Here is a 22,261-nt window from a genome sequence, read left to right on the forward strand (position 1 = left end):
AGCCTGTCAGTGCGATCTACCGACCGGCGACGCAGGGCCGAACAGCAGCGCCGGATCCACGCCCTGCGAAATCGCCTCCGCCTGAGCGAGTTCGCACGTCCAGAAGAGCAGATCGTTTCCGGGTAGCCGGCCGGAGAGCCTGGTGCCCGGGTTGAAGCGGATCAGGGTGCCTTCGCGGCTGCTGAGGTTCAGCGCTACTTGTCCGCCGTCGATCTGTTTGCGCAGCCAGGGGTTCGCGTCGGGCGGGAGGAATGCCGGGGAGGTGTAGACGTCCAGGACGTGGTCGTAGCCGTCCAGCGAGTAGGTCGGCCACTGCTTGCCTTCGGGGTCCGATGGGGACAGCACGATGTGCAGGGTGCTATCGGCCAGGACCTTCATGAACTCGCCGATGTCGCGGTAGCCCATCAACAGCCGGTACAGAGCCAGGTCGATTTCGGTCGTCAGGTCCAGGCCGATGTACTCCCTGGTCGGGGTGAAGTCGGGGTTGACCCACCATTCGGAGAATCCGCCGCGGCCATCGGCTTTCATGCCGCCCTGGAGGTTGTGGCGCTGTATCTGGGTGCGGTCCACGTGCGGGTCCGTGAAGTACCGCCAGTCATCGCGATTGTGGCGCGACCACTCGATGTCCTCGGGTGCGGGCTCCGGCAGTGGGGCACGCGCGAGGAAATTGAAGACATGCAGGCGGTCGAAGCCCGGCGGTATCGGCAGTTGGGTCGGTGGCATGGTCGCCCAGGTCAGACCTCGGGGAAACCCGGAAGGCACGGTCGATGCGACCGGGTTGCGGTTTCGGTAGTTGATCGCGAAGTGCTGCGCGGCCAGGTCCGGGCCCAAGGACGAGGAGGACTGCTCGAGTACTCCGTCGTCGCCGATGTAGTACCAGGCCGCGCCGATCCGCATCTCATCGGTCGGGGCGTAGACCCACCACCCCAGCTCGAGACGCTGGGCGGCAAGGCCTTTGGGAGCGTAGGACGTCAAATCGATTGAGGCGGAAGCCAGATGACGGAGAACGATGTCGATCGCCTGCCGCTCGGTCAGGCCGTCGACCCCGTCCTCCAGAGGGCCAGGGTTGGTCTCCGTCGTCAATCCGGCCTGAACCAGGAAGTCGTAGCCTCGGTCGACACCCGCTTCGGTCCCATTGCAGGACAGGACGAATCCACGAAGAGTCGCACGGTCGACGGTCTGCGTCTCACATGCCCTGACGAATCGGAATGCGGTATCGCGAGCCCATTGAGCGGGGCCTTCGTCAGTGTCGTCGTCGTCTTCGTCTTCGTCGTCTTCCAGGTCACCATCCCAGTCGTCGTCGCCCCACGTGGGCGACACATGAAACCGCAGCAGCTCCTCCGCCACGGCCCCGGTGGACTCGAAGCCGGGGAATATCGCGATCCATTCGCTCTCCATAGCGACACGGGTGCCGTCCCACTGCTGCCAGTCCCACCACAGCACCGGCTTGCCATCCAGGCTGATCTGGCTCTCAGCCATGGTCTGACGCACCCACTCGGGGGGCGCGGAGGGAATCGAACCGAACTCGGCGAGCCACACCGCCCGGCCATCGGGGAGCGGGAACAACGCCGAGGAGGTCCGACCGGGCGAGTTGAACCAGTAACCGTCCTGCACGAGACCGGCGGAATCGGCCTGATCCACAGCCTTACCAACTGCCACCAGCGCCAACCAGCGCGCTCGCACCACTCGTAGCGACGGCAGACTCACGAGAACACCACTCCCCAGTTCGGAACCGCGCACCGCCGTCCCCGACACCCCCTGGTGCGAGGCTGACGATGCCATCAAGACCTCTCGCCACGAAGCCTAGTCGACGTGGACACGCTCGTCTGATCTCAGCGCGGCCCTACGATCACGCCATTCACCCGAGTTCCCGAGCGAGGCGCTCGGTCCGCTCTCGACCTGGTCCGCGAGGCCGACGGCGCGAACAAGCACCTATCCGACTGCCAGGCCTGCGCTACAGCTATCGCCCGTTTCGAGGTTCCCGCAGGACCTCACGGGTCGACCTGGAGAACACCGCGGCCAGGGTGAAAATCATCAGCACGACCACGGCGCCGTAGATCAGGTCGAGGTGGTCGTTCAGGGAGAAGTAGTAGAGGTGCGGATAGGTTCCCAGGATTTCCCAGCCGAGGTGGGGATAGACCAGGGCAGTCAGCCGAACCAATGACGAGACCAGCAATCCCATGCTGCCCACCGCGATCAGCATCCTCGAGATGGAGACGCGGGCCAGCAACGTGAGCGCGCCGCTGACGAGAAGTACTGCGGCAAGGCCGGTCACGAGAAATCCGACCCAGGAGGTGACCCTCGGTCGCAAGGTCGAGATATAGCCGAGGTCGGTCGAGATGGCGTAGGCGTTGAAGGCCGCGAATGCGCCGCCCACGAGGGCAAGCAGAACCGCGATCATGAATGCGGTTCGTGGTGCTCGTGCGGAGCGTCCGGCCCGAGGGACGGCTCCCTGCCCATGGGCGGCCGGAACATGCTGGGGGGCATGCTGTTCCGGAGGTCGCCCTCGCGCCACCGTGGGCGCATTCCGGGCGTCCGACCCGAACGCCCTGCCTGTAAGTGCCGCCGAGGCCGCCGCCGCGAATTCCGAACAACTCGCGTACCGGTCCTCTCGCCGTTTCGCCGTGGCACGGGCGATCACATCGTCCAACGCCGGGGAGACGTCACGGCGGATGTGACCGAGCCGGGGAACGGGTTTGCCGATGTGGCCGGCGACGACCTGACCGGGATTGGTCGACGCGAACGGTGACTGCCCGGACAGCAGCGCGAAAAGCGTGCAACCGAGCGAATATTGGTCTGTTCGATGGTCGACAGGCTCTCCGGACAACTGCTCCGGGGAGGCGTAGGCCAGTGTGGCCGTGAAGGTTCCGGTGGATGTCAGCTGAGTGTTGGCGTCGAGCAGACGGGCTATGCCGAAATCGGTGAGAATCGCGCGCTCCTGGCGGCCGGTGTCCGCGGCCGAGAGGAGAATGTTGGCCGGTTTGACATCGCGGTGCAGCACTCCCCTGCTGTGTGCGAAGTCCAGCGCGAACGCAGTCTCGGTGATGATCCGAAGCGCCCGCTCGACGGACACCTGGCGAGCATCCAATCGCGAGGCGTCGGTGCCCTGGATGTATTGCATCGCGATCCAGAGGTGGCCGTCGTCCATCCCGCGGTCATGAATGCCGACGATGCTCGGATGATCCAGACGGGCAATGGCATTCGCCTCCTGCTCGAAGCGCCGCCGGTGCTCCGCGTCGACGGAGACCTCCTGCGCGAGCAGCTTGAGCGCGACCTGCCGCGGAAGACGCGGATGACCGGCCAGATAGACGCTCCCCATCCCACCCACGCCGAGGACCCCGACCACGGTGTATCCGGCGAACGACTGTCCCGGATGTAGCTGCACCACGGGTTCCCCTCACACGTAGCCTTCGATGCCCGGACAGCATAGATGAGCGCTCGTCACCGATCCTGATACCGAAGCGCGCTCAGACCGAATATCGCCACCCTCTCCCCCTCGGTGTCAGTCGCGCTCGTCTTCGTCTTCCAGGGCCTGGACTACCTTCTCGATGTACTCGTCCAAGACCGAGATGAATCTGCTGTCGTCCACTCCCAGTGCCCGCGAGGGGTTTTCGGTGATGGCGTAGCGGCCGTCCTTTTCCACGTCGCGGAAGGTGACGCGGTGGCGGGTGAGGCCTCGGGGGCCGAAGACGGATCTGCCCTGGGCTATGTGGATTTCGCCTACCGTGGCGGCGGGGGCCGAGAGGAATTCCTTGGTTCGGGAGACGGTGGTGTCTGTTTCGGCGCTGATGCGGGAGTGGCCGAAGTCGTAGTCCATGCCCTGATCATCGAAGGCCAGGGCGAAGTCTCGTTGGCTGCCTCGGTCGCAGGCGGGCAGGGCTCGGATGATTTCGGCGGCCAGACGCAGGGGGTCGCATTCGATGATGCGGTAGCCCCCGCCACGCCAGTAGGTGGATCCCGGTTGCTGGGTGGTGACATAGCCTTTCGCGCCGCGGCGGGAGACGCGGGCGCGGATCAGGGTGTTCTGGCCCCAGCGGTCCTGTTCGTTCCAGCCGTAGGCGACGAGATAGAGGTCGGGGTTGGCCACGGACTCGAAGGCGGCGCGGCAATCGCCGTCCAGCTTGTGGCTCAGGGTTTCTCGCGCCTCGTGGAGTTCGGCTTCGAAGGCTGCCGCCGTGCGGGTGGCCGAGGTGAACATGAAGGGCTCGGGCAGGTCTTCACCCGCGTGATCCATCCACAGGACGTAGAACTCGGCCTCGGTGAAGCACCAACTCGGGCTCACGCGCCGTCTCCCGCGGTGAAGTCGATCTGTGAATCTTGTTGCGGGTCAACACTCTCGCTATCGAACCCGCCCTCGATCGGACTCGACCATGCTGCGCTGTCCGAGTTCGAGTCCAGGCCGGCGCGGTTGCCCAGCACGCTCTCCGAAGCCAAGGTCCCGGCGCGAGGGAACAGATCGAGCCGAGGCGCTTGGAAGCTGCCGTTGCCCAGAACCGAGCTGATCGGGCTACCAGCGGGCTGCCCGCCGGCCGCGCTACCGCTGCCGGGAAGCAATCCGAAGTTCTGCAACTGCTGGTTCACGTAGTCCTGGGATTGCCGGGCGCCGGTCGTCGCATTCTGCACGGCGTCGTCTATCGCCGAATTGACCTGCTCCACAGCGGATTCCGCGGCCTGCACGCCCGCCTGCACGGCGGCGTTCGCCTGATCGGAGAGCGATTGCAGGGTTTGCCGCGTGGGGTCGGTGGTCTGCGGCTGATCGCTCGAATCCGTCACATCGGGATCGTTCTGTGCGGGTTCGGACTCGACCGGCTGGGTCTCTTGCACCGCCGACTCCGCCTCGGGGCTGTCGTTCGACGGTTCCTGCGCCTGCGGCTGCGGTTCCTGCGCCTGCGGCTGTGGTTCCTGCGCCTGCGGCTGAGTCTCGGATTCCGGAGCGGTGTTCGCGCCCAGCGCCGTCACCGCGATCGCCGCCTTCGGATCCGGCATGAGCGGAATTCCGGCGCTGGACTCTTTGACGCCCTCGACATACAGGTTGTCCCACGATTGCCGCAGCTGCATCATCCGGTCCCGGACGTCCTTGTCCGAAAGATCGGCGTAACCCGCTATCGGCTTGTCGGGCATCACGCTCTGCACTCGCTGGAGCCAGGACTGTGCGGAGGCCAGATTCGTGCTCATGAGATCCATACAGTTGGTCAGTTTCGTCAGGTTGTCGAGGTACGCCACGACTGCCGCCTTGGCCTTCTGCGCACCCGCCGAGGCCCAGATCCCGTCCGTGTCCTGCGAATTCCCGACGTACTCATGCAGATACTGATCGGTGGAGCTTCGGAAGGTACCGGCCTGAGTGGTCAACGCGGCCTTCGCGTTCGACCAGTACTGCGCGAACTCCTTCAGCTGACCGATGACGCTGTTCTCGTCGATGTAGCGCCCGTGGTTGTAGAAGTCATCCCATTCGTATTGCGCGCCACGGTCTTCGGCTACGGCGGTCTGGTCGAACTGAGTGCCGTCGCCCGCGACGCGGCTTCGCGCCGAGCTCAGGTCCGCCGCGTCGCCGTAGTCCTGGGCCCCGGTACCCGACCAGCCGTTGCCCCCGGCGGCGGTCGGGTCGGAGTAGGGCAGCGGGGCTGTGCCGGAGGGAATGTCGAGATCACCCGGTACTGCGAGCCCCGGCTGACCGCTCCGATCCGAGACCGCCAAGCCGGGTTGGCCATTGTCGCCCGACACGGCCAGACCCGGCTGGCCGCTCGCCGCCTCCACGGCGAGGCCGGGCTGCCCGCCCGCCTGTCCGCCACCGGAGCACAGCGCCCGGAATTTGGCCGATGCCGACGCGTCCACATCGGAATACAGCGCACCCGCCGACACGAACGTCTCCCCCATATCGGTGAGGATCGTCTGATGGCTGCTCACCGTGTCGTGCATGTTCGCGGCGGCGGCGCCGAACTTGGCCGCCAGCTGGGCGCCCGAATCGCGCTGATTGAGCGCCTTGGCGCCCGTCGCCCGGCCGACCGCGTCGGACGCGGACTTCATGGCGTTCCACATGTTCGCGCACTGCTGCGCCATGGTGGTGGCGGCCTCGTGATTGAAGACCATCCCACCACTCGAGCTGATCCCGCCGTTGGTCTGGAGCTCACTGAAGGTGTTGTCCGAGTCCGTCATCCGGGTTCACCTCCCTCGGGGATGTGTTCGAAGTGGGTCCGATCTTGCCAGGGTCGACCTCGCCGAGTCCGACGAAGCTGCAGAATCGGACATATTGCTTTGCTATCGATGCACTCCCCACCCCTGCGACCGGCCGGGAGGAGCTCGTTCGCGGCCGTCAGCACCTCGGCAGCGCCGGGAGCCGACGCTGAGTGTATCGACGGGCACCCGGGGAAACCACCTGCACAACGGCCTGTTCCGTAGATCACACCCGGGCCGGTCCGGCCGGGGTGAGTTCCATTCGTGAGTTCCGGTCGAACGGACCACATCCCGGTGGCATGGGGTGCGCGAGCCCATTACTGTCGGATTCAATTACGGGGAGGAGCAATTCATCATGGCGGGTCGATGTCCACCTCCGGTTCGCTTCGGCGATCGGTGAGCGCCGGTGGCGATACTCATCTACTACCGCCAGATTCGCGATGACCCGAACGAGGCGGAGTATTGGTTCGGCGCGAGCACGACCGATCTCAGCCGCACGCTGATCATCGACAAGACCGAGAAGACCGCGACCACCGACGGCGAGCGGGACGGCATGTTCCGCACGGCAGCCGGGCGGATCATGGTGCGAGCCACCCGCGAAAAGGTGTGGCCCACACACGGTGTGATCGCTTCGTGAGCCGGAGGGGCTGTGTTCCACGACGACGATATGTGCACGTTCTGCGGTCGATTCGCCCTGGAGGTCGAAAGCTGGGCCGAGCTTGTCCAGCCCTATCGCAGCATGTTGGCGACCTGGGATGACGAGGTCACCTACTTCTACGGCTACTACCATCATGACTGCGTTCGAAAGTTCAAGCGCAACAGTGAGTTCCGGGCAGAGATGCTGGGCTGGATCTGCCAGGGCGATCACCTGATCACCGTCCGGGGCGGCGACGGGGACCTGCACGATCTGCGCCGCATCGGACTCGGCTATACAGATCGGGTCGCGACCCTCGGCGCCGGCGAGGTGTTCGAGGACCACAGGTTCAACAGTTGGGTCTTCGCGGAATACGCTGGGCCGGTTCACTTTCTGACGCTCGAGGACGCCGAGGCGCTCGCTCGCGGACTTCGGTTGCGGGGGAACGCCGGCGGAACGAGTCGATTCCTGCCCGAGGACCCCGGACCGGCTGTCGCCCAGTGGGATCTGGCCGAACTGCTCGACTTCCTCGAGATCACGGACCTGTACCGGCCCATGGTGGAAGACCTGCAGCCCGAGTACGAATTCTGGGGAGGCGGGGCCAAGGGGTCGGGATATGTTCTCGAATACTCGCTCTCGTGCGTGCGCCCCATCCCCGTCGAGGTGGGAGACTTCTTCAGCAGCTATCTGTCCGACTACACGCGCAAGCGAATCGAAGACGCCTGAGCGTCCCGCGCCACGGGACGTCGGCGCTGACGAAATCAGTTGTGCGGCAAGCGAGTCCAGGCGTTCGCGGCCAGCGTTCTGGCCGCCAGGCAAGCGTCGTCCGAGGTGGTGTTGCCGGACAGCTGCACGTAGAGGCGGGTCAGTTCCTGGAATTGCGAGGACGTGTCGTTGATGGCCTGGGTGTAGTTGGAGTGCTTGCCCAGCCATGGCTCCCAGGCGCGCCCGTAGACGGTGACTCGGCAGGTGGGGTTCCTCGAGGACGGTTCCACCGTGGACTGGCGGCCCGCGATGGTTTCGGTGGTCCCCTTCGCGTTCGCCTCCGATTTCGGAATCAGCTCCGCCGAGAGGGTGATTTTGGCCTGACCCGCGTCCCACCGGCACATCGATGCCGGTCCGGTGGTGGTCTTCGCCACCGATGCGGACTTGGTCGCGGCGGTGATTTCCGAGACCTCGAGGCGAGTGCAGGGGTCGGTGCCGCCCAGCGAGTCCGCCGGGTACTCGATTCGATCCGCGCGGTTGGCCTCGAGTGCGTCCGAGGCGGCCTTGCCCGCGGTGTCCCGGATTCGGCACAGGGTGTCGGCGCTGTCGGGCCCTCGCAGTGAGAGCGTGTCCACCGACAGTCGCACACCGGTTCCATCCGAGCGGAAGATGTACTGCTCGCAGGTGGGACGGTCGGCTTCCTTGATCTCCGCCACCTGCAGTGCGCCGCGCTGCACGACCGAGACCGACTTGCCCATCTCACTCGGCACGATCCGCCCGGCCTCGACGTGCACGGTCACCGAATTGCCCGCGCCCGCCGCCGCTGATCGCTCGATCTGCACATCGCAGGTGCTGAAGCCGGACGGTTCGATCCGAACCGCGGGCCCGTCCCCGAAACCCGTATCCGCGAACTCCGCGAACTGCCGCGGCTCGAGGTACGAGCATGGGTCGAGCGTCGTGAGATTGTCGAAACCCCCGGCCATACCCCCCGCCACCACGGACTCCGACTCCCGGCCGTCCCGCGCCACAGCGAAATACGCGGCCGCGCCTCCCGCGATCACGAGTACGACGACGACCCCGAGAATGAGCGCCAGTCGCCCTTTCCGCGACGGCCCGGGCCCGGATCCGGGCGGCCCGAACCCGGGCGGCGGACCGAACTGCCGGTGCGGAAACGGCCGTTGCGGCGGGAACGGCTGCTGTGGGAATGGCTGCTGCGGGGGCGGCGCCGGTTGCCACCCGTACGACGGCCGCTTCAGCGGACCCGGCTTCGGCGGATGCGAACCCTGGTGCGGCACACCGGAACCAGGCCCGAACGGCGGAGTGGTCACGAGCGAACCCCCGTCATTCCGTGCACGGTGCGAATGGGACACGGCCCCGCTCGACACCCGTGTCAGGCCCGCCCGCGATCGGAGGCATGGTCGAGACCGCCCCGAGTTCCCACGACTTCGACATCGACAATCCCCCTGCGAACAATGTCTGAAACGAGTCTGATCCTTTCGGGGACCAGTTCGTTTGTCCAGTCAGATGGGGAGCGCCGCTCCGGGGCCTGCGATCAGCTGTTGTTCCAGCGGGTCAGGTTCGCCTGGTAGGAGGCTCGGACGGCATCGAGGCGGGCTCGGGTGAAGCGGCCCGGTTCGCGGGCGTACACGGCGCGGCCGTCGGCGGAGGTGAAGGCCGACGACGGAATTCGGTCGGTGCCCGGGGGGAGGAACTTCGATACTTCGTCGACTGCGGCGATGGCGGTCGCGACCGCGTGGCGGGCCGCGCGGAGGGCGCGGTCGTCCAGGCCGGTGCGGTCGACCGGGACCTGGCCGACGGCGATGTCGGAATACCAGAGCCACACACCGGGATCCAGAAGCTCCGAGGGGTCGTCCTCGCCGAAGCGGACGGATTCGGCGGGCGGGGGCAGGATTTTCTCGGGGAGCCGGAATTCGTATTCGCGGTGCTGGGCGCAGGTGGGGCAGTCGCCCGAATAGCGGCTGGCGAGAACACCGTCGACGGTGACGACCGCGCTGCGGAAGGTGCAGCGGGACTCACCGCAGGCCGGGCACGGCTGCAGGCTGACGAACAGGCGGGCCTCGGCGTTCGTGCGCGCCAAAGGCAGGACGTCGGGCACACCTGCTCCTTTGCTGTCGATGACGGTTCTCACACCGTCTTGATCACGAGGATACGAATTATCTCGCGTCAGAGCGGGCTCAGGTCATGACCCACCAGGGTGAGGGCCGCGGCGGGAAGAGTCTCGGGGCAGGGTGGCGCCCTCGAGCAATGCGAGCATGGCAGTCGGCACGATACCGAGGGGCGGAAGTTCGAGCCACTCGACGACTGTTCGCGTTGTGTTCACTGTTCAGCTGTGGCACAGTCGTTTTCTCCGTGTAGGGCCGCTCTCCGGCATCGAGCACGGCGACGATCACCGAAGTCGAGAGGGGCGCTCTCATGGCCGGAAGAGTCAATGTCGATCCGGACGCGATCCGGACGGCCGCCAACAGCGCGGGAGATCTGGCGCGGCGACTGGCGCGAGTCGCGGACAGGACACGGGCCGCGGTATCCCCGGGGACGTCCGGATGGGGCGACGACGAGTTCGGCGGGAAGTTCGCCGATGGGGACAACGGATTCGGCAGCGGCAGCGGCAATACCGCCACCAGCACCGAGAGCCTGGCGACCACGTTCGGCAATCTCGAGGCGGGGATGCGGCGCGGCGCGAAGCGTCTCGACGGGATGGAACACGGGAACACCGAGAGCTTCTGAGTGGGGGCGCAGTGAGCGTGGATCGCGGAGAAGCCGCGGCGGCGGGGATCCTGGAGGGGTTCGCCCAGCAGATGCGGGCGGTCGCCGAGGTGTCGCGCAAACGCGCGCAGCTCACCGCAGGCGGGACGGCGGCGGGCGGACGGATCACGGTGGTCGTGAATGCCGACCATATCGTGATCGCGACCCGATTTTCCCCGGATATCGACGAATTGACGCCCGATGAGCTCGCCAAGGGCGTCACCGCGGCGGCGCAGAAGGCCGCCGCCGAAGTGGCTCGGCTGACCAAGGAACTGTTGCAGCCCATCAGGGACGAGCGGGCCCGATTGCCGAAGCTCTCGGAGCTCATCGAGGGAATGCCGGACGTGCAGGCTCTCGCGCCGCTCGATCCGCCGGTGTCGCTGGCGCCGCCCAACTCTCGCGAGCGATTGTCCCAGCGGGACGCCCCCGCAGTCGAATTCACCGATGCGCTGGACTACGACGATTGGCGCTCTTCCGGGAGCAGCGGTGGAGCTACCAGCCGGGAATGGTGATGGGCCCGAACGATTTTCGGGCCGCCGCTGCGCTGTGTCCGTGCCGTCGGGCTATTTCGGCAGATCCGGGTAATAGCCGCGCTGGAATGTCTGCAATCGGGAGATGAGCAGTTGCCCGGCATCTCGGCAGATCGGGCAGACCTTCTCACCCAGGCACTCCGGGCAGGTGATCCGCCCCTGCTCCTCATCCGGCAGCCACCCTCTGCCGCCGCATTCGGGGCATCGGCCCAGACCGTCGCATTCGTAGCAGAGCACGTATCCGGGATCGACCGTCTCGGCGGTGCGGACTGGGGTCGGCCATTCGAACACCCGCGGTTCGGTCAGCGACATCTCCCGTGTGCGGACGCTGAACAGCACACTCGGATGCGCTGTCGTCGCGCGGATTTCGATGGTGCTGCCATCCTTTGTTCCGATGCTGCCGGGAACGACATCGGCTGGGGACGCCGTGACGGTCCAACCCGCGGCGGACAACATCTCCGCACCGCGCAGAACCAGATCCGCGGCCTCGACGCCGGGCGGGCGCTCACCTCGAAAGTCGGTCGAGTAGCGATATTTCACCGGCTCGTGTCGATCGGAGACGGTCGGTTCGTCCAGGAAGAGCAGGTCGAGGTCGGCGCCCGGCGTCAACTCGGTGACGAGTTCGACGGTCTGCGCACGCAGGGAACGGCCCAGCCGGTCCAGTTCCGCCCGCGCCCCCGCGATCTCACCCATGCGGCCTCCTTCGCGCCCGGACATTACCACCGCGCGAACCCCTGATCCGGGTGTGCGGGAGCGGCGTTGCGCGCGACCTCCTACACGCTGTTCATGTATATCAGTGGAGGTTTCAGCGACCGACGGAAAGCCTCGAGACAAATCCTCGGGGTCGCTCTCATTTTCCGTTCATGTTGAGTTCACCTGCTCCCCTGTGGCACAGTCGGTCTCGCCCAGATCAGTGCAAATACCGCGCGGCACCTGGAACAGAGGGGGGCTTGTGGAGGATCGGACCCCGGACCTCGCGGGTGGCCTGGATTCACCGGTCACTCTGCGCCGCAGCCTGTTCGACTCGCTGTGTAGCTGAGGTGTGCTGTGGCGCTGGAGTTTCCCTCTTGGCTCGAGTGGCTCGAATGGCTGGTGGGCTCGGACTGGCCGCACGGCAATGAAGACGTCATGTGGCAGATGGGCCGCGATCTGCAAGAGGTCGCCGCCGACGCCGACGGGCTGATCGGCGACCTCGACACGCTCCTCGCCGATGTGCGCAAGGCCTATCCGGACGGAACCGGCGGCGACGGGATCCTGGAGTGGCTCACACCCCTTCGTGACGGTGACGAGAACAAGCACGGCTCGCTGCAGGAACTGGTCGACAACTATCACGCGCTGGCCCAATCGGCCGACGGCATGGGCGATCAGTTGCAGTCCGCGAAACTCAACTTCTATATCGCCGGTGCGTGGCTGGTCGGCGAACTCGCCTGGGCGGCAGCCTCGGGACCGTTCGCTCCGGCGGCGGAGGCCGGGGTCATCATGTCGGCCCGCATCGCGTTCCGGGAGCTGAGCGAGCGGCTGGCCGGGCGGATCATCGCGGTCATCGAGCGGAACATCAGCAATACGGTGCTCAAAAGGGTGCTGCCCAAGCTGGTGTACGAGATCGGGCAGGAAGCGCTTGTCGAGACGTTCCAGGGCAGCACACAGGAATTCCTGGTTCAGACGATCCAGCAGCAGACCGGTCACACCGACGGGTACGACTGGGGCGCGATCGGGAACAACGCGGCCATCTCGGCGCTCGCGGGTGGTGTGGGTGGTGGCGTCGGATTCGGTGCGCACCATTACCTGCCGACGGATGCGGGCGGTTTCAAGGGGGCATTCAACGGCGCGCTGACCGGCGCTACCGCCGGTGCGGCGGGAGCCGGGGCGGCGTGGCTCGGCGGTGGAATGCTCAATGGGAATTGGGAATTCGATCCGCGGTCGCTGACCGGCGGGGCGTTCTCGGGGGCGGGGCCGAGTGCGCTGCACGGGTACAACGGGCATTCGGATCTGGCGGGGACGTCGATCGAGAACACCGGTGACGGCAGCCGGCCCTCGACCAATGAGCCCGCACTGTCACGCAATACGCCGGATACCGATGCGCGGACTCCGGACAACGCGGGGAATTCAGGCGATGGGCAGCGCCTGGGCGGGAACGGTACCGAACCCGGCGACAGCCACGCCAACGGACAAGGACCGGGAGACAGCAGTTCCGACGGACGTGCGCCCGGTGAGCACGGGAACGGACAAGGACCGGGCGACAACCAACAGCCAGGGCAGGACGGCAGCGACCAGCAGCGCGGCGCGGGCAACCACGATTCCGGCGGTAGCCGACAGCAGGGTGGCACGGGAGACGAGCCCGGCGGTCCGGGGGTGCACTCCGCGAGTGCGCCCACCGTCGACGCCCCTGCTGCCGACGCACCCGTGCGGAACGACAGTGATTCGCAGACCGAGGACCGCTCCGGCGGCCAGGAGCAGTCCGTCGGCGTCGACAGCCGCAACAATCGGCCCGATGCGAACCCGAATACCGATGTGGACGGGGGTGATTCGACGACGGCGAGTGGGCCCGACAGCTCGAACGGTGCGGGTTCGCCCGATACGCACGGGGGCGAGGGGGCCTCGCAGCACGATTCCGGATCAGGCGCCCACGATCGGACCGGCGACTCCGCGCGAGTGGAACCCGAAAGCCGCGCACCGGGATCCGAGTCGAAGCTGGAGGTAGGACCCCGGCCGGAGCACTCGGGCGACCCCACGAAAGGCATTGGGCCACAATCCAATAGCGCGGCGGTCATCGGGGGAAGCGCACCCGGCGCGACGACGGCTCCCGGTGTACAGACTCCGGCCGCGCACGGTGGTCAACCTTCGGCGTCCTCCGGCACGACCTCAGCGAACACCACCGGGACCGGCGACACCCGCGCGCCCGGATCCAGCGATCCCGCCAAGGCGGCGCCCGTGGCGCGCACCGATGGCAGCGCACCACGTCCGGTCGCACCGGCCTCCCCCGCCGCCGGTCCGATCGCGCCCGCACACGCTTCGGTCAGCGATATCGGTGACACCTCGGCATTCACCGCGCCGATACAGGCGGGACGAACCGGTGTCGAAGTCACCACGCCTACAGCTGATTTCGCCGGAGAGACACCGCACACCGGACGGCCAGATCACACCGAGACCGGCAGCCACGCGCAGGAGAGCAGCGATCCGACAGCGCCCGCCGCCGGTCCGATACACGCCGATGTGGGTCCCGTCGTCGTGCCGATCGCGACCGATCCGACGGCCGCCACCAGATCCGACAACGGGGCCCGCGATCCGCAGCGCGGCAATGCGAGTCCGGTCGGTGACTTCGACGGCCTCGGGCGACCGGTCCCCCTGGTCAGCCTCACCGACAAGGTGCTGCTCGATCACATCGTGAACAATCTCGGACTCATCACGCCCGAGGGAGTGTCGTACAACGGCGACACCGGCCGCTTCCTGCTGCCGGACGGTCGGACCATCACGGTGTCCGTCGGGCAGCTGACCAACGGCAATGTCGCCGAATTCCACACGCGACCGGCTACTTCCGATGATCCCGGCGGTTTCGACATCACTGTGTCGGAGCGGGCCAGAGATCAGGACGTCGTGCGCGCTGTCGCGCACGAGCTGGCCGAGATCCGGCTGGCCACCGACCCGGATATCGACATTCTGATCGATGCGGACAACGACCGCCCCGACCGGATGACCAGTCATCTCGGCGGACGCTTCGCCGAACTCGACGTTCTCACCGAGGAGATCGATCGCGCGGCAGCCGATCCGGCTCACGTGCAGAGCGTTTCCGAGCACCGTCGCGACCTCGCCGACCTGATGGATCGGCTGGGCTTCTTCGATGCGGGCCACGCCGACACGGTGCGGCAGCTGCTCGCCGAACATGATCCTATGCTGGCGCGCCGCCTCGAACTGGAACAGCAGGGGTTGCACGAACATCGGCCCGTGTTCGATCCGAGTCTTTCCGATGCCGACTTCGACCATTCCGCCGCTGATCATCTGAATCAACTGCGGCAGTTGCTCGATGGCGACTTCGCCGACGATGTCGTGCGCGCCGAAGCGATGGCCTTGGACGGGCGCATGCGCGAGGAGCTCGCACGGCGCGTTTTCGATCCGCTCTTCGATGATCGGATGAGATCCGTCCGGAAGCTGGCACGGGGGCTGTTCGCGGCGATCGATCCGATCAACACCGCGCTCAACGATCCCGCGCTGCACGGACAGGATCGCGCCGACGCCGTGCATCGCGCGATCGACGGTTTCCACGACGCGATGCCCGAGGCGTTCCGCGATGCCTTCGGCCCCGAGCGGTTCGCGCAGATGCACGCTGCCGCGGACAGTTTGGTGAACGCCCCGGACCGGGTCACCGGCATGCTCGATCACGAGACCGGGCGGCTCACCGTCGATGGCGAGCCGAGCACGCTGAACGACCTGCTGCACACCGTGGATCGAGCCAACCGCGGCGCGGCCGAACACGGGGTGAGCACCGAGTACGTCGTCGTCGTGCACGATGCGGTCGACGGGAAATCCAGTGTCGAGGTCCTCTCACGGCCACTGCCGCAGCATCGACTGCCCCTGCCTCAGAACGCCTACGGCCCCGACAACTCGAGAATCGATCTCCAACCGCGACCGCCGGTACCGGCCGCGGCGACGGGCGGTCACACCATCGACGTCGGGGTCGGGCGCAGCGCCTTCGGCGTCGAAATGACCCCGGCCGCAGACCTTTCCGGTGGCGGCCTGGTGATCAAGACCGAGTTGGCCGACAAGGCGATCGCCGCGCAGCGACGCCGGGATCTGGGCCTGCTCGACCCGGGGCCGCTGACCGAGCCCGGAACCGTCATGGTCTTCGGCAACCTGCTGTCCGACGGTCATCTGCTCGGTGACGGGCCGAACGGCGACGTGGCCCGGATCTTCATCAACAATGTCAGCGCCGACCTGCCCGATGCCGTCTACGACGACATCGCGGCGAAGCTCGCCGACATCCTCGCACCGGGCGGGCGCGTCGAGGTGCAGTGGGATATGAAGCCGGAGGAACCCGGCGGCGAACGCGGGGATCGCAAGCACATCCTCGGGACGACGTTGTGGCAGGCGCTGGAGCGGCATTACTTCGGCCGCCCGAACCCGTTCCGGGTCATCGAGAACACCACGTTCCCGCATCCGGGTAATGCCGACTACGACTACTCGATCGACGCCGGCGGTAGCAATGTGCTCAATACCGCGCGCATGGCGGAGATCGATCCGCCGCTGCCCGAGCGACGCATGATCTTCGTCTATGAACCCAGCTCGTATGAACCCAGCTCGGTCGAGGTCGCCGAGACTCCCGCACCGGGAATCGACGAATCCCCCGAGTCCACCGGACACGAGGGCGAACACGGTACAGCGAGCCCGGTCGGCGAATTCCACGGTGACGCACGGCCCGAGGGCGTCGCCGACCTGACCACGGACGCCGTGCTCGATCGGGTCCGGGAGAACCTGTCGCTGATAGCACCGGAAGGCGTCACCTGGAATCCGGACCAGGGTCACTTCGTATTGCCGGACGGGCGCACCGTGCGGATCGAGGTCGGTCCGACCCAGGACGGTGCGGTCGCCGAATTCCATTCCCGGCCCGACGGTTACGACGTTCAGGTCTCGCCGCGTGCGCGGGACGTGGATGTGGTCCGGGCCCTCGCGCACGAACTCGCCGAGATCACGCTGCTGCAGCAGGAGGGCATCCACGTCGATCCGAGCGACGATCGGCCCTTGTCGATGACACCGCATCTGGGCGGGCGCTTCGCTGAAATGCGAGTGTTGACAGCGCAGATCGACGAGGTCTCGGCCGATCGTGCTCGCGCGAAGGAGCTTCCGGCCCTGCGCCGCGACCTGATCGATCTGATGGACCAGGTCGGATTCCACGACCCCGATCAGGCGCGCGTCGCGGAACGACTTCTGGCCGAACATGATCCGGAACTCGCGCACCGAATAGAGCAGGCACAGCTGCCGGGCGCGGGCATGCTGCGTCCGGGTGCGCTCGATCCCGATGCCACACCGAGCGACCACGATCTCGGCCGGATCCAGCAAGTGCGTGAACTGGCCGAACGCGGCGTTCCTCGCAGTCCGGCCGAGCCCGCCACGGTAACGGACCTCGACCCCACCCGTCGCGAAGGGCTCGCGCTCGTCGAGAGACTCGGATTGCGAGAGGGCACGCCGGGCGCGGCCGAACGGCGGGCCGTCGTCTCGGATCGACTGGACGAGCGCGGGCGCAGGCAGGTCGAGGAGCTGCTCGCCGATGTGGGCCGCCCCGATTACCAACTGTCCGAAGCGGATCGGCGGTTCGTCGAGACGGTTCGCATCGAGGCCAGGGCGGCGGACGCCCTGGATTTCCTGTCGCAGCCCTTCCATCAAGCCGTGATGCGAGTCCATCGGGTCTATCGCGCGGAGGTCGCCGAGCACGTCGTGGAATCACACGTGGTCGAGGATCCCGATTCGGGCGCGCGATGGTTCCGCTGGCCTCCGACCGCGGCGGATTCCGCGCATGTGACAGCGGAGAGCTCACCGAATCATGATCCAACGGCCGACCACGAGCCGACCGGCGATCATGGACTGCCCGTCGAGCACGGATTGCCCAGCGATCCGGAACAATTGCGCGAGCACTGGTCTCAGCTCTCACCGCAGGAGCGCGACGCCTGGCATCGCGAGGATCCGTACGTCGGGAACCGGGACGGGATTCCGCAGGCCGACCGCGATCACTACAACCGCCGGACCCTGGCGGCGCTGCGGGAGGACGCGGTGCGCGAACAGCACGAGGAGCGGCTGAAGCAGATCGACGACATGCTGACACTGCTCGATGCGGCCGATCCGGATCTGCCGCCGCACCTGCTGTCGTATGTCGATGAGAAGCTCCAATACATCTACGCCCTGGGCAATCCCGATACGGCGCAGCATGTGGCGATCGCACTGGCCGGCGCGTTCCGACGGCGCAGCGGAGTCGGTTATGCCCTGCAGACGCTGGCGCAGTTGCGGCAGGCCTCCCTGGCGATGGATCCGACCGGGGAGACCTCGGTGCTGCTGTTCGGTGCGTACGACAACCCGAATTCGCTGATCACGACGCTCTCGTCCAAGGGTGCGGAGGACGGCGCGCAGAAGGTGCGCGAGTTCCACGAGGGGCTGCGCGTCACCCATCAGGGGCCGCCCGCGAACATCACCACGATCGCGCATTCCTACGGCGGCGTGACCGGCGGGCATTCGGCCGGGCACGGCCACGCGCTCGACACCGACGCGCTGGTCTTCATCGGCAGCTGGGGTACCGGCGTCGCGAGCGTGGCCGATCTGCGGCTGACCGGAGTCGACGCCGCCGACCTGCCCAATCACGTCTTCGCGACCATGGCGGAGCACGACTCGATCCAGCTCATGCCCTCCACGCACGGTCCCGCACCCGATGATCCGGCGTTCGGCGCTACGGTTTTCGAGTCCGACTCCACCCCCAGCCGAACCAGGCTCGGCTGGAACCCCGACGACCACCAGGCCACGAACTATTTCGACTCGAACAACCAGTCGTATGCGAGTCTGGGGCTGATCATCGCCGGACTCTGGAACCAGATCAACCCGCCCGGCGGCGGCGCAGCCCCGTAACCCTTCGACCCGACGAAACGAGGACGGCATGCCATCGGCGACCACGCAGGCCGCGGCCCGCGCGCACCTGCTGCGGCACTTCACGCAGACCCTGCGAGCCCTGCCCGCCGAGTTCGCGCTGACCCTCCACCATCCCGACCTGCCCGCCGCCAACCTGCACCGCGGCGTGAATCTGCCCTGGGAGCAGAACAACCCGGACAATCTGCTGGAGTTCTTCGACATCCGGTACTGGGTCGTCGGGACCACCCCCGACACCTCGGACGAGTACTTCGACCTGGTGACGAAGGCCTGGACCGAACAGAGCTGGCCCACCCGGACCGACCGCCCCGCGCGCCCCCGCACGACCTACACCCGCACTCCCGACGGCTACGGCCTGACCCTCACGCAGAGCATCAACGGCTACCTCAGCCTGGCGGGCTCCACCCCCGCGTTCGCCCCCGACTCTCCCGAGGGCGAACCGGTGCCGACCCGCATCGACCGGCCGGCCGAATAAGACTCCGGGGACGGCCGATACGACTCGGCCGTCAGAGGTTGGTGAAGTCGGCCGTGGAGTCGGACTCGATCTGCTGGAAGGTCGCGGCGTGGGTGCGGACGGCCGCGGCGAGTGCGCGGAGTTCGCCGATGCCGAGACCGGATTGCTGGACGTAGGAATTGCCCACACCGGTGAGGGTGTCGGCGGCCTGTAGTGAGACCTCGTCGGCGCCGGCTGACTGGACCCGCAGCGCCGGGGTCTCGGCCTTCAGCGTGGCCTCCAGGCGGTCTGCCAGAGCGTCCAGATCGGCTGCCGCGGACAACGCGGTGGCCGCATCGAAACGCACACTCCCCATAGCCATTTCGTTCACCATCCCTCCCAGTTGCAGGCATCCTACCGCGTTCGGCGACCGAACTCCTACCGAGTGGGACAGCGAACTCTCGCCACTGCGGCACGCGCACTCGAGCAGACCGGCGGAATCATGATCACCGGCGCCACGACCGCGGCCGCGACCCGATCAGACGGCGGAGCGCGGGCTGGTCGTACCGACCGCCCCGACCACGGGGACGCCGGTATTGCCGAGTTCGCCGACCACCTCGTCGCCGTGTTCGCCGGTGACCATATTGGTGCGGATGTCCTCGTCGCCCGAATCCTGGTTCTGCGGAGCGAGACCCGCGCCCGCCATCGGCGGGATCATGCCGGGAGTGGTCGCCGCGGGGCGAGTGCCGGCGACCGGTTCGGCCGACGGGGCGGCCGGGGCGCCGGGGGCCGCGCTCATCGAGCGGGTGCCGCTCCACTGACTCAGCGGGGTGGTCGCGGCCAGGCCGCCGATCGCCGACAGACCGCCGACTCCACCGGCCACACCGCCGCCACCGGCGAGCGCGGCCGCCACCGGATCGACCTCGGCGGACTGGGTCTCTATCGGCTCCGCGATGGACTCGAGCTGCTGCTGGACGGTCTGGACGCCGCTGCCGACCGCGCTGGCCAGCGGCTGGATCGCACTGATCAACTGGGTCAACTGCGACAGCGAGTCGACACCCTTCGGGGCATCGGTGACGTCCACCTTCTTGCCGGCCACCGTCATCTCCGCGCTCTCGACGGTGAGTTGAGAGCGGGTCGAGGCGACCACAGCGGTGGCTTCCGCGGCGGTTTCGCTGGCGAGCGACAGCAGGAACACCTGCCCGGGAGGGGTCACCAGGAAGGGCGCGGCGATGGTGGCGCCGGTGATGAATTTGGTGATGATGCCCGCCATGCTGGCCGCACCGGTCGCGACGGTGGTCGCGGCGCCCGCGAGCACGGTCTTCTGCTGCACGTTCTGACCCTGCAATTCGACCGCGTTCGTCTGTGCCGCGGCGCCCTTCTCGGCGGCACCGGTCGCGCCGTCACCCTGCCACTGACTCGCCAGCGACATGAGGGAGGTCGCGACCGACACGACCTGCTGCAGCGCACTGGACACACCCGAGAGCACCTGCGTCGCATCCACATTGCCGAGCTGGCCGGTGCCGAACGAGGCGGCCAGATCGGTGAGCGGGCGGGTGAGTGCGCTCAGGTCGATGACCGGCAGCGGCGGAAGTTCCGGCAGCGCCGGGACGGGCGGCAGCTGCGGCAGCGACGGCAGGCCCATGTCCTGCAGGATGTCGTTGATCGGACGATCGAGCGTCGGTCCGAGCGCGGTGCCACGCAACACATCCGCCACGGCGGAATCGAGCGCACCCGGAACGGACGGCGTGGTCATAGCTCCTGCGACAGCGAGATGAAGTCGACGCTGGACTCGGTCTCGGCATTCTCATAGGTCGCGGCCGCGTCGTACGAGGTCGCCGCGGTGCCGGCGAAGACGGCCGCGAGTTCGGCCGTGGCGGCGACATGGTTGCCCTGTGCGCCAACGAAACTCAGCAGGAAGTCCTGGCCGATCAGCCCGAAGACCGGGATCGCGGCGGCAATGGTGGCTGCCTGGTCCGCGGCGGCGGCACCGGCGACGGTGGAAGCCACCGCGGCCGAGACATCACCGTACCGGCGAATCGCATCCGGCGTCGCAACGAGGTTGCTGCTCATGAGACCCCCATCTGGAAGATCAATTCATAACGAACTATACAGAGCGAGGATTCGCGCCGTATAGGAAAGCCTGCGCGAACTCCCCGCCGTGGCGGTGAACACCAGGTGTTCACCGGGTTATCGGCAGGAATTCCAATCAAGCTGCCGCACTATGAAATTCGACGGTATCAGTTCCCGCCGAAACGGTCATATCGGACGCAACCAGCTGTCCGGCTCCGTCTCGTACTCCTGCTCCTGCACGAGCTCTTGACGAGTTACCTCCTCGACGGTCGGTAAACCTGTCAGCGACAACAGCTCCGGCGCCAGACCGGCGGCCTGCAACTGCGCGCGCCGCTCCATCCCCGCCCGGTTCGCCGCCTGTCGGCACAGGCGCAGAATCTCCCCGGCCAACTGCTGCGGATCGTCGCGCAGGCTGTCCCGTTCCACCGTGATCCCGCGTGGCAGACCCTGTTCCGTGGTCGTCACCACGATGGATCCGGTGCGTGAGGAAGCGGTGAACTCGGTGGGGAATCCGAGGTCGTCGGTGGTCACTGCGATACCTGCCCTTCGGCCCATTCGTCTTCCAGAGCGAGGATCACCGCGCTGATTCGGGTGTCGAGAGTCGCTGTCATCCGTCGGCGATCGGCGGGTGCGGCCACCGGCGGATGTTCACCGGTGACGACATAGCGCCCATCCTGCACCAGATCACGCCACTCGATGACATGCCTGGTGATGCCCCGCGGGCCGAAGCGCGAATGTCCCTGCACCACATCGATCCGGCCGAGATTCTCCGCGGGCGCGGCGAGAAAGTCGGAGGCGCGGGTGACGACAGTGCCCTCGAGCGTCTCGTGCGCCGGAGACATGCCGTATCCGAAATCGATCTCGTCGATGTGCTCCTCTTCGGCCAGCACGATATCGCGGCCGCGACCCGATTCGGTGTCCGGAAGCGCCGCGACGACCTCGCTCGCGAGCTTGGACGCCTCGAATTCGGTGACGGTGAATCCGGCGCTGTGCCTGACGGTTTCGCCGGGCAACTGGGTCACCAGATAGCCGAGATCACCGAAACGCACCGCGAGCAGGCGGATGCTGCCCGCCGCGTCGAGCCGGTCATGGCCGTCCCAGCCGTGCACCTCGACCCTGACATCCGGAGCGCACAGGGCGTGCAGCACGCTCGCCAGCTCCGGATCGCGGTCGCGCAGATCGTCGCGGGCGCGGGCCTTGTTCGCCAGGTGGTCGTCCCACCACTCGGTGCGACTCATGAAAGTCAGCGGGCGCGGCAGGAACTCCTCGCCCGACTCCTCCCACAGCACCAGGAATTCCAGATCCGTGAAGGACCAGGTTCGATGCACCGAA

At 67.1% G+C, this 22,261-nt stretch carries 18 protein-coding genes; 6 read left to right on the plus strand and 12 right to left on the minus strand.

Translation table 11 applies throughout. The features are described 5' to 3' along the window. Nucleotides 1-6: 6 nt before the first annotated feature. From NJ1_RS18365 to NJ1_RS18380, 4 genes are all read right to left on the minus strand, one after another. On the minus strand, nt 7-1,707 hold the full coding sequence (locus tag NJ1_RS18365) for a hypothetical protein (protein WP_157574076.1): 1,701 nt from the start codon (nt 1,705-1,707) through the stop codon (nt 7-9). Between the two features lie 253 nt (nt 1,708-1,960). Next, complete coding sequence (locus NJ1_RS18370) at nt 1,961-3,388, minus strand: serine/threonine-protein kinase (protein ID WP_067695677.1); 1,428 nt, start codon at nt 3,386-3,388, stop codon at nt 1,961-1,963. Nucleotides 3,389-3,502: 114 nt separating this feature from the next. Next, the gene (locus tag NJ1_RS18375; protein ID WP_067695680.1) at nt 3,503-4,282 is read right to left on the minus strand and encodes an ESX secretion-associated protein EspG; all 780 of its coding nucleotides are present in this window, start codon (nt 4,280-4,282) and stop codon (nt 3,503-3,505) included. Further along, a complete protein-coding gene (locus NJ1_RS18380) occupies nt 4,279-6,153 on the minus strand; it encodes a hypothetical protein (RefSeq protein WP_067695683.1) in 1,875 nt (624 codons plus the stop codon). The genes NJ1_RS18375 and NJ1_RS18380 overlap by 4 nt, the downstream gene beginning before the upstream one ends. A 424-nt stretch (nt 6,154-6,577) precedes the next feature. Between NJ1_RS18380 and NJ1_RS18385 the strand changes: the two genes are divergently transcribed. After that, on the plus strand, nt 6,578-6,808 hold the full coding sequence (locus tag NJ1_RS18385; protein ID WP_067695686.1) for a hypothetical protein: 231 nt from the start codon (nt 6,578-6,580) through the stop codon (nt 6,806-6,808). 12 nt (nt 6,809-6,820) lie between these two features. Next, the gene (locus NJ1_RS18390; RefSeq protein ID WP_067695687.1) at nt 6,821-7,531 is read left to right on the plus strand and encodes a hypothetical protein; all 711 of its coding nucleotides are present in this window, start codon (nt 6,821-6,823) and stop codon (nt 7,529-7,531) included. Between the two features lie 35 nt (nt 7,532-7,566). On the opposite strand, the gene NJ1_RS18395 is transcribed toward NJ1_RS18390, so the two are convergent. Together NJ1_RS18395 and NJ1_RS18400 are read right to left on the minus strand one after the other, a co-directional pair. Continuing rightward, complete coding sequence (locus NJ1_RS18395) at nt 7,567-8,571, minus strand: hypothetical protein (RefSeq protein WP_157574077.1); 1,005 nt, start codon at nt 8,569-8,571, stop codon at nt 7,567-7,569. 491 nt (nt 8,572-9,062) lie between these two features. Then, nucleotides 9,063-9,626, minus strand: a complete 564-nt coding sequence (locus NJ1_RS18400; RefSeq protein ID WP_067695692.1) for a hypothetical protein — start codon at nt 9,624-9,626, stop codon at nt 9,063-9,065. A gap of 317 nt (nt 9,627-9,943) precedes the next feature. On the opposite strand from NJ1_RS18400, the gene NJ1_RS39735 reads away from it, so the two are divergent. Further along, entirely contained in the window at nt 9,944-10,255 is a 312-nt protein-coding gene (locus tag NJ1_RS39735; protein WP_067695695.1) for a hypothetical protein, read from the plus strand. An 11-nt stretch (nt 10,256-10,266) separates the two neighbouring features. Next, nucleotides 10,267-10,785, plus strand: a complete 519-nt coding sequence (locus NJ1_RS39740; RefSeq protein WP_067695698.1) for a YbaB/EbfC family nucleoid-associated protein — start codon at nt 10,267-10,269, stop codon at nt 10,783-10,785. A gap of 51 nt (nt 10,786-10,836) precedes the next feature. Here NJ1_RS39740 and NJ1_RS18415 read toward each other — a convergent pair whose 3' ends face one another. Then, nucleotides 10,837-11,496, minus strand: coding sequence for a hypothetical protein (locus NJ1_RS18415; RefSeq protein ID WP_067695702.1), 660 nt, complete (start codon nt 11,494-11,496; stop codon nt 10,837-10,839). Nucleotides 11,497-11,850: 354 nt separating this feature from the next. On the opposite strand from NJ1_RS18415, the gene NJ1_RS18420 reads away from it, so the two are divergent. Further along, a complete protein-coding gene (locus NJ1_RS18420) occupies nt 11,851-18,405 on the plus strand; it encodes a WXG100-like domain-containing protein (RefSeq protein WP_067695706.1) in 6,555 nt (2,184 codons plus the stop codon). Nucleotides 18,406-18,433: 28 nt separating this feature from the next. Next, on the plus strand, nt 18,434-18,898 hold the full coding sequence (locus tag NJ1_RS18425) for a hypothetical protein (RefSeq protein WP_067695708.1): 465 nt from the start codon (nt 18,434-18,436) through the stop codon (nt 18,896-18,898). Nucleotides 18,899-18,929: 31 nt separating this feature from the next. Here NJ1_RS18425 and NJ1_RS18430 read toward each other — a convergent pair whose 3' ends face one another. The 5 genes from NJ1_RS18430 to NJ1_RS18450 form a co-directional block, all read right to left on the minus strand. After that, on the minus strand, nt 18,930-19,238 hold the full coding sequence (locus NJ1_RS18430; RefSeq protein ID WP_067696067.1) for a PE family protein: 309 nt from the start codon (nt 19,236-19,238) through the stop codon (nt 18,930-18,932). A 156-nt stretch (nt 19,239-19,394) separates the two neighbouring features. Then, nucleotides 19,395-20,612, minus strand: a complete 1,218-nt coding sequence (locus NJ1_RS18435; RefSeq protein ID WP_067695711.1) for a hypothetical protein — start codon at nt 20,610-20,612, stop codon at nt 19,395-19,397. Next, a complete protein-coding gene (locus NJ1_RS18440) occupies nt 20,609-20,929 on the minus strand; it encodes a type VII secretion target (RefSeq protein ID WP_067695715.1) in 321 nt (106 codons plus the stop codon). The genes NJ1_RS18435 and NJ1_RS18440 overlap by 4 nt, the downstream gene beginning before the upstream one ends. A gap of 186 nt (nt 20,930-21,115) precedes the next feature. Then, the gene (locus tag NJ1_RS18445) at nt 21,116-21,460 is read right to left on the minus strand and encodes a hypothetical protein (RefSeq protein ID WP_245717452.1); all 345 of its coding nucleotides are present in this window, start codon (nt 21,458-21,460) and stop codon (nt 21,116-21,118) included. Then, nucleotides 21,457-22,257 (minus strand): ESX secretion-associated protein EspG, encoded by an 801-nt coding sequence (locus tag NJ1_RS18450; protein ID WP_067695721.1) that lies wholly within the window; start codon nt 22,255-22,257, stop codon nt 21,457-21,459. Before NJ1_RS18450 ends, NJ1_RS18445 begins: the two co-directional genes overlap by 4 nt. Nucleotides 22,258-22,261 lie beyond the last annotated feature (4 nt).

The sequence above is a fragment of the Nocardia jejuensis NBRC 103114 genome, assembly GCF_001613145.1.
In the GTDB taxonomy this organism is placed as follows: domain Bacteria; phylum Actinomycetota; class Actinomycetes; order Mycobacteriales; family Mycobacteriaceae; genus Nocardia; species Nocardia jejuensis.

Coding starts and splice junctions, on each gene's coding strand:
- NJ1_RS18380 (WP_067695683.1), bottom strand. CDS start 6,153: ATGACGGACTCGGACAACACCTTCAGTGAGCTCCAGACCAACGGCGGG.
- NJ1_RS39735 (WP_067695695.1), top strand. CDS start 9,944: ATGGCCGGAAGAGTCAATGTCGATCCGGACGCGATCCGGACGGCCGCC.
- NJ1_RS18415 (WP_067695702.1), bottom strand. CDS start 11,496: ATGGGTGAGATCGCGGGGGCGCGGGCGGAACTGGACCGGCTGGGCCGT.
- NJ1_RS18425 (WP_067695708.1), top strand. CDS start 18,434: ATGCCATCGGCGACCACGCAGGCCGCGGCCCGCGCGCACCTGCTGCGG.
- NJ1_RS18430 (WP_067696067.1), bottom strand. CDS start 19,238: ATGGCTATGGGGAGTGTGCGTTTCGATGCGGCCACCGCGTTGTCCGCG.
- NJ1_RS18435 (WP_067695711.1), bottom strand. CDS start 20,612: ATGACCACGCCGTCCGTTCCGGGTGCGCTCGATTCCGCCGTGGCGGAT.
- NJ1_RS18440 (WP_067695715.1), bottom strand. CDS start 20,929: ATGAGCAGCAACCTCGTTGCGACGCCGGATGCGATTCGCCGGTACGGT.